The organism is Burkholderia sp. AU45251 (assembly GCF_030482905.1).
Taxonomy (GTDB): domain Bacteria; phylum Pseudomonadota; class Gammaproteobacteria; order Burkholderiales; family Burkholderiaceae; genus Burkholderia; species Burkholderia aenigmatica.
The window spans coordinates 25,162-40,801 of record NZ_JAUJQH010000004.1; the positions used below are offsets into that span (position 1 = coordinate 25,162).

Annotated in this window: 13 protein-coding genes and 3 pseudogenes; 4 read left to right on the forward strand and 12 right to left on the reverse strand. The window is 65.1% G+C overall.

Annotation, left to right across the window (positions count from 1 at the left end):
* Positions 1 to 69: 69 nt before the first annotated feature.
* From QZM67_RS11630 to QZM67_RS11640, 3 genes are read right to left on the reverse strand one after another with little or no spacing between them, the layout of a single operon-like run.
* Positions 70 to 1,230, reverse strand: coding sequence for an AraC family transcriptional regulator (locus QZM67_RS11630; RefSeq protein ID WP_043185763.1), 1,161 nt, complete (start codon positions 1,228 to 1,230; stop codon positions 70 to 72).
* The gene (locus QZM67_RS11635) at positions 1,230 to 2,864 is read right to left on the reverse strand and encodes an AMP-binding protein (protein ID WP_301802933.1); all 1,635 of its coding nucleotides are present in this window, start codon (positions 2,862 to 2,864) and stop codon (positions 1,230 to 1,232) included. The genes QZM67_RS11630 and QZM67_RS11635 overlap by 1 nt, the downstream gene beginning before the upstream one ends.
* Complete coding sequence (locus tag QZM67_RS11640; RefSeq protein ID WP_301802936.1) at positions 2,861 to 3,109, reverse strand: hypothetical protein; 249 nt, start codon at positions 3,107 to 3,109, stop codon at positions 2,861 to 2,863. The genes QZM67_RS11635 and QZM67_RS11640 overlap by 4 nt, the downstream gene beginning before the upstream one ends.
* Positions 3,110 to 3,165: 56 nt before the next feature.
* On the opposite strand from QZM67_RS11640, the gene QZM67_RS11645 reads away from it, so the two are divergent.
* Positions 3,166 to 3,957, forward strand: a complete 792-nt coding sequence (locus QZM67_RS11645) for an HAD-IIB family hydrolase (RefSeq protein WP_301802938.1) — start codon at positions 3,166 to 3,168, stop codon at positions 3,955 to 3,957.
* A gap of 564 nt (positions 3,958 to 4,521) precedes the next feature.
* Positions 4,522 to 5,625, forward strand: a complete 1,104-nt coding sequence (locus QZM67_RS11650) for an AraC family transcriptional regulator (protein ID WP_301802941.1) — start codon at positions 4,522 to 4,524, stop codon at positions 5,623 to 5,625.
* Between the two features lie 40 nt (positions 5,626 to 5,665).
* Here QZM67_RS11650 and QZM67_RS11655 read toward each other — a convergent pair whose 3' ends face one another.
* The 4 genes from QZM67_RS11655 to QZM67_RS11670 all read right to left on the reverse strand — a co-directional run bounded on the left by QZM67_RS11655 (position 5,666) and on the right by QZM67_RS11670 (position 8,726).
* The gene (locus QZM67_RS11655) at positions 5,666 to 6,184 is read right to left on the reverse strand and encodes an RNA polymerase sigma factor (RefSeq protein ID WP_301802944.1); all 519 of its coding nucleotides are present in this window, start codon (positions 6,182 to 6,184) and stop codon (positions 5,666 to 5,668) included.
* 1 nt (position 6,185) lies between these two features.
* Positions 6,186 to 6,404, reverse strand: a complete 219-nt coding sequence (locus QZM67_RS11660) for a DUF2892 domain-containing protein (protein WP_301802946.1) — start codon at positions 6,402 to 6,404, stop codon at positions 6,186 to 6,188.
* A gap of 100 nt (positions 6,405 to 6,504) precedes the next feature.
* Positions 6,505 to 8,007 carry a HAMP domain-containing sensor histidine kinase gene (locus QZM67_RS11665; RefSeq protein ID WP_301802949.1) on the reverse strand — a complete coding sequence of 501 codons (1,503 nt, stop codon included), beginning with the start codon at positions 8,005 to 8,007 and terminating at the stop codon, positions 6,505 to 6,507.
* The gene (locus QZM67_RS11670) at positions 8,007 to 8,726 is read right to left on the reverse strand and encodes a response regulator transcription factor (protein WP_039353478.1); all 720 of its coding nucleotides are present in this window, start codon (positions 8,724 to 8,726) and stop codon (positions 8,007 to 8,009) included. The genes QZM67_RS11665 and QZM67_RS11670 overlap by 1 nt, the downstream gene beginning before the upstream one ends.
* A gap of 901 nt (positions 8,727 to 9,627) precedes the next feature.
* Between QZM67_RS11670 and QZM67_RS11675 the strand changes: the two are divergent.
* Positions 9,628 to 9,771: pseudogene (locus tag QZM67_RS11675) on the forward strand (LysR substrate-binding domain-containing protein); the annotation flags it as partial.
* On the opposite strand, the pseudogene QZM67_RS11680 reads toward QZM67_RS11675, so the two are convergent.
* Positions 9,768 to 10,322, reverse strand: a pseudogene (locus tag QZM67_RS11680) (IS66 family transposase); the annotation flags it as partial. The pseudogenes QZM67_RS11675 and QZM67_RS11680 sit on opposite strands and share 4 nt — an antisense overlap.
* A 410-nt stretch (positions 10,323 to 10,732) precedes the next feature.
* Positions 10,733 to 11,641, reverse strand: a complete 909-nt coding sequence (locus QZM67_RS11685; protein ID WP_301802953.1) for a LysR family transcriptional regulator — start codon at positions 11,639 to 11,641, stop codon at positions 10,733 to 10,735.
* Positions 11,642 to 11,787: 146 nt separating this feature from the next.
* Between QZM67_RS11685 and QZM67_RS11690 the strand changes: the two genes are divergently transcribed.
* Positions 11,788 to 13,245, forward strand: coding sequence for an amidase (locus QZM67_RS11690; protein WP_301802956.1), 1,458 nt, complete (start codon positions 11,788 to 11,790; stop codon positions 13,243 to 13,245).
* 473 nt (positions 13,246 to 13,718) lie between these two features.
* Here the strand turns inward: QZM67_RS11690 and QZM67_RS11695 are convergent.
* From QZM67_RS11695 to QZM67_RS11700, 3 genes and pseudogenes are all read right to left on the reverse strand, one after another.
* A pseudogene (locus QZM67_RS11695) lies at positions 13,719 to 13,961 on the reverse strand (transposase domain-containing protein); the annotation flags it as partial.
* Positions 13,877 to 14,146, reverse strand: coding sequence for a transposase (locus QZM67_RS39935; protein ID WP_367620440.1), 270 nt, complete (start codon positions 14,144 to 14,146; stop codon positions 13,877 to 13,879). The pseudogene QZM67_RS11695 and the gene QZM67_RS39935, both read right to left, overlap by 85 nt.
* Before the next feature lie 397 nt (positions 14,147 to 14,543).
* A complete protein-coding gene (locus tag QZM67_RS11700) occupies positions 14,544 to 15,512 on the reverse strand; it encodes a LysR family transcriptional regulator (protein WP_301802961.1) in 969 nt (322 codons plus the stop codon).
* Between the last annotated feature and the right edge of the window lie 128 nt (positions 15,513 to 15,640).

The following is a 15,640-nucleotide window of genomic DNA, read 5'->3' on the forward strand; positions in this document are numbered from 1 at the left end:
GCCGTCCATGGGAGCGCGCGAAGGGAGCCGGTTATGGGAACCGGCTACCTTGAAGCTTGACGCGACCCGTTACGCGCGACGCCGGTAAGTGCCGGGCGTGCTCCCCGTCCAGTGCCGGAACGCGCGGTGGAACGCGCTGGGATCGTCGAAGCCGATGTCGGCGCCGATCGCCGCGATCGTGTCGGGCGTGTCGGTCAGCCGCTGGATCGCGATGTCGCGCCGCAGTTCGTCCTTGAGCACCTGGAACGTCGTCCCTTCGGCGGCCAGGTGGCGGCTCAGCGTGCGCACCGAGCAATGCAGGTGCTCGGCCGCGTGATCGATCACGGGCAGGTCGGGCAACGCTTCCGACAGGTACTGCCGCACGCGATGGCACACGAGCTGTTCGCTGAACGATTCGAAGATCCAGTCGCCGGGTGCGCGCGCGAGGAACTTGCGCAGGTTGCGCTTGCTCTGCCGGATCGGCGCGTCGAGGTAGTCCGCGCTGAAGCGCATCAGCGTGCGCTCGCAGTCGAACTGCACGGCGCCGGTGAAGAAGTACAGGTGGTCGACCGCATGGCGCGGCCGCGGGCACGCGAACTCGATCTGCAGCAGCGGGATCTTCTGCCCGATCAGCCAGGAGCACACGCCGTGCACGAGCTTGAGCATCAGTTCCTGGCCGAGCGCGCCGATCGGGCCGATCGCGTCGTTCGGGCGCAGCACCGCCTGCGCGACGAGGCCGTCGCGCTTCGATTCGACGAAGAAATCGTCGAGCAGGATATGGAAGAATTGCCCGAAACGATGCAGCGCCGTTTCGAGGTTGCGCGCATCGAGCAGGCTCAGGCACAGGTACTTCAGCGTGCCGCCGCGCAGCGGGCGCGAGAAGATGCCGGGCATCTCGTCGTCGAGGTCGATCGCGAGCGTACGGTACAGCGTCGAGAACTGCTCCTCCGTCACGCGCGCATGCGGTTCGCCGAGCAGCTCGATCGGGATGCCGGCCCCGCGCAGGTAGCGCTCGACCACGTCGCGCTGCACGCCCGCGCTTGCCAGGAAGCCGTTGACGAGCGAGATCGGCACCGTCGCGCTCGGCGACGGCAGTGCACGCCCCGGCGCAGGCTCGGGCTGGGCGGAAAGTGAATCTGAACCAGTCATCGCGTCCCCGTCGATCGAACCGCTCGCATTGTACTTGAGCGGCCCGTGCGGAGCCTTCCGGGCTCTCGGCGCGCCGGGCCCTGCGCGGCGCGCCGACGCCATCAGTCGGTACGGCTGAGTTCCCGGCGCAGGATCTTGCCGACGGTCGACTTCGGCAGCCGGTCGACGAAGCGAATGAGCTTCGGCACCTTGTAGGCCGCGAGGCTCGCGCGGCAATGCGCGACGAGTTGCTCCTCCGTCACGTAGGCATCCTGCGCCAGCACCACGAACAGCTTGACGGCCTCGCCCGTGCGCGCGTCCGGCACGCCGATGCACGCGCATTCGGCGACGCCCGGCACGCCGGTCGCCACGGCCTCCACCTCGTTCGGGTACACGTTGAAGCCCGACACGATGATCATGTCCTTCTTGCGGTCGACGATCCGCAGGAAACCGGCTTCGTCGAACACGCCAACGTCGCCGGTGCGGAAATAGCCGTCGGCCGTGAACGCGGCCGCATTCGCGTCCGGCTTCTGCCAGTACCCGCCCATCACCTGCGGCCCCTGCACGCAGATCTCGCCCGCTTCGCCGATCGCCACCTCGCAATCTTGGTCGTCGAGCAGCTTCACGTCGGTCGACGGCAGCGGCAGGCCCGTGGTGCCCGTGAACGAGTCGATCGACTGCGGGTTGAACGACACGACCGGCGACGTTTCCGACAGCCCGTAACCCTCGCGGATGAAATTGCCCGTCACCGCCTTCCAGCGCGACGAGATCACGTCGATCACGGCCGCGCCGCCGCCGGCCGACAGCTTCAGCCGCGACCAGTCGACTTCCGTCAGGCGCGGATGGCCCGCGAGCCCCGCGTACAGCGTGTTCACGCCGACGAACACCGTCGGCCGCGCGACCTTCAGCACGTCGATGAAGCCGTCCATGTCGCGCGGGTTCGCGATCAGCCAGTTCTGCGCGCCGATCGCGAAGTAGGACAGGAAGTTCACCGTCAGCGCGAAGATGTGATACAGCGGGATCGCCGTGACGACGACCTCCTCGCCCGGCTCGCGCGCCGCCGGCACGATCGCGCCGAACTGCTCGATGTTCGCGACGAGGTTGCGGTGCGACAGCGCGGCGCCCTTCGACAGCCCTGTCGTGCCGCCCGTGTACTGCAGCAGCAGCAGATCCGCGCCGCTCAGCGCGACCGGTTCGCACGCGAGCGATTCCCCGGCGGCGATGGCGTCCGCGAGCGGGACCGAGCCGGGCGGCAGCGCGTCGCATGCGCCGGCCGGCGCATCGACGACGCCGAGATCGCCGCGCCCGACGCTCAGCACGGTGCGCACGCGCGTGCCCCCGACCACCTCGGCGAACGTGCCCATCGACCCGCCGCACACCACGGCGACCTCGACACCCGCGTCGTTGAGCTGATGCTCGAGCTCGCGCGCCGTGTAGAGCGGGTTCACGTTGACCTGGATCGCACCGATCTTCGCGATGGCGACGAACGCGACCGGGAACGCGAGTACGTTCGGCAGCATCACGGCGACGCGATCGCCCTTGCGCACGCCCACGATCTGCTGCAGATAAGCGGCCAGCGCGGTCGACAGACGGTCGACGTCGGCATAGGTCAGCGTGCGGCCGTATGAATGGAACGCCGGGCGATCGGCGAAACGGCGCATCGCGTTGTCCAGCAGCGCGCTTACGGAAGGAAAGCGATCGGGATCGATCTCGGCGGGGATCGAGCCATACGACCCGGTCCAGTGTCTCTTCGTCATGTCTCACTCCACGGGGGACGGCGCGCCGGCCGCGCCGTTCGCACGATGGCCTGCACGCCGGAGAAGCGCGGACCATCGCCTGACCGGCGACTATCGCCCACGCGGCGCGCTTTGAAAATGATCCGGGTGGCCGAAAAGATGATCGAAACGGACATGCTGGCGGTTTCGCCTGTCCAGGCAACCGCGCCCGCCGCGCTGCCGGCGCGCATATTCCCCCACACGAATTGCAAAGCATCAAGTGACATAGCGCGCCCCGGCGCGCTTCTTCATAATCGGCGACCGTCCTCCCTCCGTCGAAACCATGCAGCCGCTTTCCCTGGCACCCGTTGACGCCTTCTCGTCCGTTCGCCTCCTGCTGACCGACATGGACGAGACCCTGACCCACCGGGGCCGCCTGGCCGCCGATACCTATGCGGCGCTCGAACGCCTGCAGGCACGCGGCCTGCGCGTGATTCCGGTCACCGCGGCGCCGGCCGGCTGGTGCGACCAGATGGCGCGCATGTGGCCGGTCGACGGCGTGATCGCGGAGAACGGCGGACTCTTCCTCCGGCGCAGCCCGGACGAACACGGCGTCGAACGTGACTACTGGCACGCGGGCGACGCGCTCGACGACGCGCGCCAGGCACTCCGGCGCATCGCGCAGCAGGTCGAGGCGAGCGTGCCGGCCGCGCGCCGGGCGGACGACCAGGATTTCCGGCTGACGTCGCTCGCCTATGCACGTACCGGCCACGCGCTCGACGACCGGATACGCGATACGTTGCTCTCGGCCGGCGCGGACGTGACCATCAACAACCTGTGGATCATCGGATGGGTCGGCGGATACGACAAACTGTCGATGTCCTTGCGCGTGCTGGCCGACACCTTCGGCATCGATGCCGACGCGGCGCGCGAATGCGTCGCCTATTCCGGCGATTCCACCAACGATGCCCCCATGTTCGGCTACTTCACTCATACCGCCGGCATGAGCACCGTGGTCGACTATCTGCCGCAGTTGCCCGTCCCGCCGCGGTGGATCACGCATGGCCCGGGCGGCAGCGGGTTCGTCGAATTCGCCGATGCCATCCTGCGTACCCGTCCTGACGGTCGCGGCTGAGCGCGCCGTCGCCTCGACGGCCGAACGATCGGTTCATTCGCATGAACACCATCCGGGACCGGGCCGTTCCTGACGCTGCGTCGACCTGACACGCTCGCTTCGCTTCCGGTTCGCCGGGCGCCTCGGTATCGTGCCCTGCCCCGCCCGCGAAGCGGATGCGCCACACGACGAACCGCGCCGGCCGAATCACCTGCCAAACGATCAGTATCGCTATCCATTCACCCGTGATCACGGCAAGACATTCGACCGGAAGCAGAAGCGACAGGCGCCTCATCAGCGAAAACGCGATCGACGACGGGCGCGTCGACGCGATGGGCTAGCATTTCGATCGCGACGCACTTGCGACGCTCACGCTGAGCGTCGCGCAGATCGACACGCGGAACCGGCTCGCGAAACCGCTCGCGTCGTAGGCCGGCGTGTTCCAGACTGCTTGACCCTGCTCGCGGGCCAGCCCGCGCCGGGTGCCACCGGCCCGCATATCAGGGTGAACCCTGTGGCGCATGGGACCGATCCCGAGCAGAATTGCGGGCCGTAAACGATATCGAATCGGACGCAGAACCCACCATGCCGCGCAGTACGCCCCAGACCCCGACGGCCGCCGGCGCCGCCCCGCTGCCGGACACCCCGCCCGCCGCCCATGCGTCGCGGGAAAAACGCTTCTCGCCGGCCAAGCTGGCCGTGCTCGTCGGCGTCACCCGGGAACTCGGCCTCGACCCGAGCGCCGTGCTCGACGGCACCGGCCTCACGCCGGCCGCCGTCGCGGACCCGTTCACGCTCACGTCGCCGCTGCAGTTCCTCACGGCCGCGCGCAATGCAATCGGCCGCTACGACGACACCGACCTCGGCGTGCGCGTCGGCCATCGGCTGCACGTGTCGAGCTACGGGATGTACGGCTACGCGATGCTGTGTTCGGAATCGCTCGCGCACGCGTTCGAATCGGCCGTCAAATATCACCGGCTCGCGAACGGCATGCTCGCGATCCGCTGGGTCGAACAGGGCGATACCGCGTCGTGGCAGTTTCCCGACCGGCACGAAGTCGCGCTGCCCGATCTCGACGAGCCGCTGTACCGTTTCCTGATCGACATGCAATTCGCGTTGCACGTGACGATCATCAAGGACGTGATGGGCGCGTGGTGCGTGCCGGCGCGTGCGCAGTTCGCGCAACCGCAGCCGGCACACGCGGCACTGCTGGCCGATGCCCTCGAATGCCCGATCGCCTTCGACCAGCCGCATCACGTGCTCAGCTACCCGGCCGCGTGGCTCACGCGCGCGCCGCAGCTCGCGAATCCGATTACCGCCGCGCAGGTGTCATCGCATTGCGCGAGCCTGCTCGATGAATTGCGCAGTCAGGCCGGCGTCACGCGGCGCGTGTACCAGGAACTCACGCGCACGCCCGGGCAGTTTCCGGACATCGACGCGATCGCGGCGATTCTGTGCATCACGTCGCGCACGCTGCGCCGCAAGCTCGAAGCCGAAGGCACGTCGTACAGCGAGTTGCTGGCGAGCGTGCGCAAGGCGCTCGCGATCGATTACCTCAGCACGACCACGCTCAGCACCGAGGACATCGCGTTGACACTCGGCTTCAGCGACGCCGTGGGGTTTCGCCATGCGTTCAAGCGCTGGACCGGCATGACGCCGAGCGACGTGCGGCGCAAGCGCGGCGGGTGAGCCTGACCGCTGGCTGAGCCGGGCCGACGAGCACGGCCGGCTACGCGAGCAGGTATTCGCGCGCGAGCGTGCGGGCCCGGTGCAGGCGGCTTTTCGCGGCCGACGACGACAGCCCGACGCGCGCCGCGATCTCGGCAATCGTCAGCTCCTCGAAATCGCGCATCAGCAGGATGTCGCGATAGTCCTGCGGCAGCGACTCCAGCGCGTCGACCAGCTCGCGCCGCAACGCGTCGGTGTCGCGGCTGGCCAGCCAGCGGTCGACCTTCTCCTCGTCGTACGGATCGTAGTGCAATGCCGTGCGGCCGAGCCGCCGGCGTTCGCGGCGCACGACGCTGAACAGCCAGCCCGAGAACGCGGCCAGCGTGCGCACCGACGTCACCTTGCGCGACACGATCAGCAGCGCTTCCTGCACCGCATCGTCGACGTCGGAAATGAAGCAGTTGCGCTGCGCATAGCGGCGCGCGTCGGGCTGGCACAGCCGCAGCAGCCGTTCGAGCGCGAGCGGGTCGCCCGCGCGGGCGGCCTCGATCGCGTTCAGCCGTTGCTCGTCCGTCGGCATGTCAATCCTTCGATTTGAGCGATTTGTCGAGACGGCGGCCGACCATCGCGCACGCCGGACAGAAGCCGACCATCCCGGACACGACGATACCGGCGGCCGCCACCGCGACGACAATGCCGGCGACGCCCTTGAGCCACGCCAGCGCCAGCACGGCAACGACCGCACCCAGTACGATCCGGACCACGCGTTCCCACGCGGGAACATTCTTCACATAAAACATCGGGAGCCTCTTTCAGGTTGTCGAGAGAAAACCTCTCACCTGCCAAGAGGGCCGCACGCGGACATCCGGTTCGCGCCCCGTTTAATTTTTTTGCCGCGCATCAGCGCACGCCATCAGACCCGGGCGCCACCGCCAGCGCGAACTCGAACACCGCACCCCGCCCGGCCTGGTCGACCAGCCGGATACTGCTGCCGTTGAGCGCCAGCATCCGGTGCACGATCAGCAGCCCGAGCCCGCCGCTCGTCACCGCGCCGCCGCTCATCGGCCGCTGCGGCCGCTGGAACAGCCCTTCGCGCCGCGCCGCCGGAATCCCCTCCCCGGTATCGGCCACGGTCACGACCACGCGGTCGCCGCGCGGCTCCAGCGCGACCTCGACCTCGCCGTGCTGCGGCGTGTGGCGCAACGCGTTGTCGAGCAGATTGGTCAGCACACGCTCGATCATCCCGAGATCGGCCGACACCGGCGGCACGCGCGGCGGGATCCGCGCATGCAGCGCGACGCCGCGCGCCTGCGCGGTCAGTTCGAATTTCTGGAACACGTCCTGCACGAGATCGACGAGCGAGAACGGCTCGCGTTCGGCCTGCACGCCACCCGATTCGAGCCGCGCGAGCTCGAACAGCGCCTGCGCGAGCCGGCCGACCTTCGCGCTCTGCGCGAGCGCGATCGACAGGTAGCGCCGCCGTTCGGTCTCGGCGAGCGTGTCGGCCTTCAGCGACAGCGTCTCCAGGTAGCCGTGCAGCGACGTCAGCGGCGTGCGCAGGTCGTGCGAGATGTTCGTGATCAGTTCGCGCCGCTGCTGGTCCTGGTGCGTCAGCGCACGCCACTGGTCGCCGATCCGGTCGGCCATCTGCGCGAACGCGGATTCGAGCACGACGATGTCGTCGCCGCGGCGGCCCGGCCGCGAACGCGGCACCGGCGGCTGCGTGTCGGGCGTGCCGTTCGCATCGAAGCGGCGCATCGCGTCCGTCAGCCGGCGCAGCGGGCGCGTGATGAAGCTGAACGCGGTGAGGCCCGCGAGCAGGCCGAGCAGCGCGACCAGCGCCATCGACCACAGCGTCGTGCGCAGCACGTTGCCCGCGTCGACGCGCGCGGCCAGCCGGTCGTGCGCCTCGCCGAGCAGCACCACGTAGATGTAGCCCGACGGCGGCTGCCCCGCGCGCTGCAGCGGCGCGGCGCTGAACACCTTGCGCGCATCGGGGCTGCGCGGGTCGTCGCCGAGGATCGGCAACGGCTCGCCCGCGATGAAGCGTTGCACGGGCGCGAGATCGACGCGGTCGCGCTTCACGTGGCCGGGCGGCGCATCGTCGCCCTTGATGCGCCCCGCGTTGTCGAGCAGATAGACCTCGACACTTGGGTTCACGCCCATCAACTGGCCGAACAGCGTTCGCACGGCGTCCGGGCGCAGCCCGTTCGCGTCCATCAGCGGTGCGCTGTGGGTCACGCTGTCGACGATATTGGCGGCCAGGTCGCGCGACAGCCCCTGCACGACTTCCTGCTCGCGCATGTCGTTCGCACGGATCTGCAGCCACGCGGACGCGCCCGAGCATGCGAGCAGCAGCACCGAGAACACGAGCGACAGCCGCTGGGTGAGCGTGAGCTTCATCATGCGTCCCGCTGGCCCGGCGCGGCGAGCTTGTAGCCGCGGCCCCACACGGTGAGGATCCGCACGGGTTCGGCCGGATCGGCCTCGATCTTCGCGCGCAGCCGGTTGATATGGGTGTTGACCGTGTGTTCGTAGCCTTCGTGCTGGTAGCCCCACACGGCATTGAGCAGGTCCATCCGCGAGAACACCTTGCCCGGGTGCCGCGCGAAGAAATACAGCAGGTCGAATTCGCGTGGCGTGAGGTCGATACGCGCCCCGTCCACGCTCGCCTCGCGCGCGATCGGGTCGATCGCCAGCCCCGCGACGTCGAGCGTGCCCGCGTCGATCCGCGAATCGCGCGCGAGCGCATCGACGCGCCGCAGCAGCGCCTTCACACGTGCGACGAGCTCCAGCACCGAGAACGGCTTGGCCAGATAGTCGTCGGCACCGAGCTCGAGGCCGAGGATCCGGTGCACCTCGCTCGAACGCGCGCTCGTGATGATGATCGGTGTGTAGCGCGTCATCGCGCGCGCCCGCCGGCAGATTTCGAGGCCGTCGACGCCCGGCAGCATCAGGTCGAGGATCAGCGCATCCCAGCCGCCCTGTTCGAGCAGGCGCAGCCCCTCGGCACCGTCCGCGCTGTGCACGACCTCGTAGCGCTCGTCGCGCAGGTGCAGGCTCAGCACGTCGGCGATGTCGGCATCGTCTTCGACGATCAGGATGCGTTTCGGTTGGTCCATGGCGGCGGGCGGCGGCACGTCGGTGCCGCGGTCGGGTATCGGTTCGGGCCGGCCCCGGTCCGGCTGGCCGGGGTGCCGGGGGCGAATCGCGGCAACGGGCCGCGCTGCCGCCATTGTGCAAAATTTTGCGGCGGCAGGTGATCACAAATCATTTAACTCTGGATCGTGCTCGTGATGTGAGCCAATGCCCGCAAGGCCCTCCGCTCCGGCCCCTCAAACTCGATTCCTCCCGTCCCGGCCCGAACACTAAAAAGACACTAAAAAGCGGACGCGAGATACTGCGTGCCGCTGCACCCCAAACCAAGCGCAACAGCATCTGTCATGTGCCGCGCAACCGATGGCCATCGCATCCATGATGCAGTCGGTCCAACATATCGTCACACATCCGCGCGGTTCAATCTACAGATGTTCGAACGTCTGAGTATTTCCGATCGCGTACTTGCGGAGCGAACCCGCAGAGCTGAAAGGCCGTCATGAATCCGCCTTCCAGGAAGCGGGGCAACGTTTATTTGGCAGCAGAAGAACCAGTGTGCCGGCCAGCGCTGACGGCATTCCTCTTGGCGGGAAGCATACCCACTCGATTGTCAACCAAATGGCCGGACCCTTGTGGGGAAGGGATTCCCACCGGCTCTGCTGACGTCGATACCGTCAGCGATACCGGAAATTGTGCCCGGCAGTTGACGGTTGTGGTCGGAACGCACCGGAGGACCAGCGCCCACTTTGTTTGAAAATCGCGGACACTCACCGTCTCTGCACGATTTGTAGGCGCGATACCGTCAGCCTCTTTCGAACCCGCTCCTCGATACCATCACACTACAGCAGACGAGGGAATGAAGTCAGGAAAGATGGCTGGACAGACAACGATCGCATACGCCCACGCAAGCGAAGCGCGCAGACCCGGATCGCCGAAGCCGTCTGGGATGACCCACTGGTAGTTGCGCTACCCGCTCGGCATCCACTGCTGACACACAAGCGCGTCCCGCTGGAGGAAGTTCTACTTCATCCGCTGGTGCTCGCAGATCCACATGCGTGCGAAGGCTACGCTTCCGGATCGAGGCCGTTCAGGCGTGCCGTGCCGATCAGGCTATGCATCGCGGCGGCCCGTTCACCACCGGAGTCGGCGCCTGCGAACAAGTAGTTACGCTTCCCGATCGCGACGCCACGCAGCGCCCGCTCGGCGATCAGGTTGTCGATCTCGACTCGCCCGTCGCGGCAGTAGTAGATGAGCGCCGGCCCGCGATTCAGCGCGTACCGAATCGCCTTGGTCGTGTCGGATTTCGCAGAGAGCGTGGTGAGCGTCGCTTCGAACCACCGCTTCATGGCGTCGAGCAGTGGCACCGCTCGCGCCTGACGCGCGCTACGTCGTTCATCAGGTGGCTTGCCGCGGATCTATTCCTCGATCTCGTAGAGCACGCCGATCCGGCGTAGCGCTTCCTCTGTCACAGCGTTAGGACGTACCGCGTACAGATCATGGATCTTGCGACGCGCGTGCACCATGCAGGCAGCTTCCTGGACACGGATGTCGTGGTACAACTCGGCGTAACCAGCGAACGCATCGGCCTGCAGCACGCCCGCGAAGTGAGCGAGATGTCTCTCAACGATCTCCTTGTCATATCCCAACTGTTCGCAAATCAAAGTTCGTGCAGTCGCTCGGAGTCCATACCCTGTCATTTTCTGACCGGAATTGGCTAACGTGCGCAACGCGGCGTTGATCATGCCGTCCGACATCGGCCGGCCAGGGCGTCGACTCGGAAAAACGTATCCATTCGGACCGGTCAATGGGTAAAGATCGTGAAGAATACCTATGGCCTGTTTGGAAAGCGACACAAGGTGTGAGGTTGCCTTCGGGCAAAGTGCACGGCGTTGTAGATCGCCGCTATAAGCGCAACGCATCTTCATTGAATAACCGGAGCCGGCAGGACTCGGTCCGTTCGACGTCAAATATGGAGTGGCTCTTAATGGCCTTACTGGAGTCATTCGCCGAATGCGAAAGCCTGCAATGTCTGTCACCTCATATCACCGAAACGCAATTGCGTTTTGAGATAGCTCAGAAAAGCCTGCAGCTTGGGCGACGGAATTCGCTCTCGCGGGAACAGTGCATTCAGGTCTTGCGGTGGACCTATCCATTCGGGCAGCACTCTCAGTAAGCGCCCTGCATCGACTTCAGGAGCCATGCTGGCATCCATAGCCAACAACAAACCTTTTCCGGCGCGGGCGGCGTCAAGAATGAGCGCAGGGTCGCTGGCGACGATCACCGGTTCCAGCGAATAGTGAGTCGACTTCCGTCCGACCTTGCGCAGAGGCCAGGTGTAGCCGTTGTCGCTGCGTGCCTGATGAAGTGCGAGCGAAGGATGGAGCCGAAGTTCGTCGGGTACGGCTGGCGAGCCGTGCCGTTCGACATATGCGGGACTCGCATAGACCGACGTCGAAAAGGTCCCGAGTCGCCGCGCCACCAGACTGGAATCGGGAAGGACGCCAAGACGCAGAGCGACATCCACTTCGTCGTCGAAAAGATCCAATGGCACATGCGTAGCCAGAATATCGAGCCGCACATCGGGATAGCGCGAGCAGAATCCGGCAATCAATGGCGCGATCCATGTGACACCGAACGAATACGGCAGCGTCACGCGTAGCCAGCCTGCGGGGGCGCCGCGAATGCGCTGCACGGCGTTCTCCGCCTCGTCGAGCTGTCTGCCGATATTGCTGCAATGCTCGAAGTAAGCCGTACCCGCTTCTGTGAGCCGCAGTTTGCGCGTGGTTCGGTGCAACAGGCGCACACCGAGGTACGCCTCGAGTTCCCGTACACGCCGGCTGACCGTCGTCTTCGGAATCTGCAACGCGATCGCTGCCGCAGTAAAGCTGCCTGATTGCACGACGCGAAGAAAGACGAGCGTGTCGTTGAGATCCCTGGTCATCGACGCATACATCCCGGCTGAGCGTTGTTGATGGCGCGAGCCTAGCACGGAGATTGTGCCACCAATGGTTTAATCCTTGCCGACAACCCGGGCTAATCGCCAGCACGCTCCCGCAATATCTTGTCGTCTTCAACCTGGAGGCGCACATGAATCTCAGCGAATACACAAGTCACGATGCAATCGGGCTTGCAAAACGCGTGTCAGATCGCGAAGTCACGCCCGCAGAGCTTGCCGAGCTCGCCCGCTCGGCGATCGAGGCAGTCAATCCGGCGATCAACGCGGTTATCGAGCACTGGCCGGCCAGCGAGAGCGGAGGCGCCCCGGAACACTGCGCGGGTCCGCTCGCTGGCGTACCGTTTCTGGTCAAGGATCTCGCGGTCACCATGCGCGGCAAGCGGCTGGAGCTCGGAAGCCGGCTCGCCCGTGGAGTCGTCTCCCCGGCCGATTCGTACCTCATGTCGAGGTTCCGCGCAGCCGGACTCGTCACGATTGGCCGCACGACTACGCCCGAAATGGCGTTCAGCACGACCACTGAATCCACGCTGCAGGGCGCGACACGCAATCCTTGGCAGCCGGATTCGAGCGCCGGCGGTTCGAGCGGTGGAGCCGCCGCCGCAGTCGCAGCCGGCGCCATCCCGCTCGCACATGCCACCGATGCCGCCGGCTCGATCCGGGTGCCGGCAAGCTATAACGGCTTGTTCGGACTCAAGCCGACGCGCGGGCGCAGCTCGAACGGGCCCGCCCTCGATGAAGTCTTTGCTGGCTTCGGCGTGCAACTTGGCGTGAGCCGGAGTGTGCGTGACAGCGCCGCGCTACTCGATGCGATCCAAGGACACGCGATCGGCGAGCCTTACCTGACCGCCGCGCCGGAGCACAGCTTCCTGTCGCAGGTCGACCGCGAACCAGGCAAGCTCAGAGTCGGCATGATGACCGATCCGTGGAGTGCGGATCGAACCAACCCGGCAATCGCGGCAGCGATGGGATCGACGGCACGGCTACTGAAGGACCTCGGTCACACGGTATTCGAAGTACGGCCGTCACTTGGTGTGTCGTGGGACTCGTTCGTGCAGATGAACGCGACGATCTGGACGGCGACGCTGGTCGGCTGGATCGACGGCTTGGCTGCTGCGACAGGGCGCCCGATCGATGAGACGACGCTGGAGCCCGCCACATTGGCCTGTTATCGCTATGGCAAGGAAGAAAAGGCGTCCGCATTCGCCGACGCGCTGGCGATGCGCAACGTCGTGACGCGGGCGGTCGGGCATTGGTTCGAAGACTTCGACGTGCTGCTCACGCCGACGCTGCCGCGCATGCCGCCGCGCATTGGAGAGTACGGCGAGGGCGCGGAATCGATGAGCGGTCTCGAATGGACCCAGCGTGTATTTCGGCATTCGCCTTTTACCCCGCCGTTCAACGTCGCCGGTGTTCCCGCGATGTCGGTACCGCTGGAAAGTCATCCGGAAACAGGCGTGCCGATCGGAATGCAATTCGCGGGAGCATTCGGGCGAGAAGATAAATTGCTGCGACTCGGCGGGCAGCTCGAACGAGCACGGCCCTGGATCAATCGGCGGCCCGCAGTTTGGGCAGGACATCAGGCGTCATAGAGACAGGCAGCGTGTGTTATGCGGGCGGCTCAGTCCGCGCGCTTTCCCCTGTGTTCTCACGAGGCGGCACCAGCGTGGCTCCATCGGAACGCAAAATGCCGATACTCCTCTTCGCGTCTATACCGAGTGGGATTGTCGCCCCCCCAACGAGAACAGCTGTCGATATTTCCACGTCCGTTGAACTCGTTCGCTGATGGCGGGCTCCTGTCGCCCTGCGTGGTCTATCGCTATGTAATAACGCGGCGCTCGTCGCAGTCTGAATGTCAAGCCGATGATCTCCATCTTCGGGCCATCAAGGCGCCCTCTTTGTCCTATGGTAATGCGTTCGCTATGCAGTGCCGGAGACCATCGTACTTCTCTCGTTCACGGTAAAAGGCGTTGGGTCGACTGTATGTCTTCAGATACCCCGTCGGAACTCTATCAGCATCGACCCGCCCGATCGGGAATATCGTCGAAGAAGAATACGTGAGCGGCTAATGAATTGCTGTGATGCGCACGGAAACCGGTAGGAGCGGCGCCACATTCCACGGCAGCAGCTCATCGATGTGGTTATTCGGATGGTCGGCGATGCGTTCAAGCACGTAGGCGAGATACGCCTCGGGATCGAGGCCGTTCAAGCGCGCCGTGCCGATCAGGCTATACATCGCGGCTGCGCGTTCGCCGCCAGTGTCGGCACCAGCGAACAAGTAGTTGCGCCTCCGGATCGCGACGCCACGCGCCATGCCCACACCTGATTAGCATTGATGCCGTTCTCACGAGCGGCACGGGCAACCGACGTGCCAGGCTCGATGGTTAGTTCGACGATTGTCCGCTTCCATTCCGTCGGATGTCGGCGAGTTTGCCGTTTCGGCGCGATCTCGACTGTCTGAGTCACTCCGTCCACAACGCCTATCGTGGACATGACCAGTCATTCGTGCCCTTCGCCGGACATCATGGCTTTCACCATCTAGCGTTCATAGACGGTGCTAGGCTCGTGCTTACACGCGTCCTAGATCTGTCGCGCGCTACAAGCGCACGGAGCGATATCGTCGATCCGGCGAGCATCCCGGACGAACGTCACGAGCGGCGCGCGAAGTCCGATCGGCTCGATGCAATCAAGCGGGTGATCAATCTGTGCGGTGATGAGTCGTGAGGTAGCGTTGATGGCGCCGATTTCTATGCGGCTCGCGGCGAGCTCGCCTCTTTGAGGAATTGGGGGCGCAAGCCGGGTGCAGCCAGATCGAGTTATCGCAGCGACAAAATGGGAATTCGCAAGGCACCCCGCGCCCCGCGTCTTGAGCACTGGCCAACGTTTCGCGCTAATCCGCCATCGAAGTGGAGCAGGCAGGCTGCGCCTGGCAACGCGATGCGTGCAAGGCAGTTGTGGCGACATCAGTAAAAAGCCGCCTAAACCAGATTGCACGTCCGTCGGCAAAATCGGTTTTGCGGTAGAGCATCGAAATTGGCTCAACCGGGAAATCGAGAGGCGGTACGCATACCTGCAGACCGTAAAGCCGGGCCATACAGTGCGCGACTGTCTCTGGAACAGTCGCAACGGCAGGCACCGCCTGTAAAACAGGGGCTACAGCCGAATAACGTGACACGCCGGCAATCACGTTGCGCTTGACGCCGGTAGCATTGAGAAAATCATCAAGCGCCGTGGTGTCGCTTCCACCGGACGAAACGATCACATGCTGCGCAGCGAAATAATCCTCGACGCTCAGATTCGCGGGCAAATTCAGCCGATTCGGGTCATAGAGACAAACCAGTCGCTGATCAAACAACGACTCGCGAATATGCCACGACGCCGGTTCGCCATGCACGGCCACACTGAAATCGTACGCGCCTTTCTCGAGCAACTGGACTGAATCTCGCTTCGTCGAAGCCACAGCCACTACGCGTGCATGGGGCGCGAGCTCCCGAATACGCGCAGTCAGTGTTCCGAAAAATGCCATTTCGAAGTTGTCGCACATACCAACGCGAAACTCTCCGTGCCAGGTCGCCGGATCGAATGATTCCGGGGGCTGCACTGCACGCTCGATGGTCGCCAAGGCATCCGCGATCTCCGGTGCAATCGCCAATGCTCTCGGCGTAGGTTGCAACCCCCGGCCGACACGAACAAAGAGTTCGTCACCGAGTGCGTCCCGAAGCCGTCGTAGCGCGCTAGATAGCCCCGGCTGACCGATATACAAGCGTTCGGCCGCGCGGCTGACGTTCTGCTCCTCCATCAGGACCGAAAAAGCGTGAAGAAGGTTCAGATCAAGGGTCCGTAGAGAGGTGCTTCTCATCTTTGACAGAGATATGTCATATAAGACCAATCAATTTGCCACATACATGCCGATGAGTCAACATCACCGCACAAGGTCCTATGTCCCCACTCGGAATGACGCGACCCTACTTGATCCAAGCAGGAGAA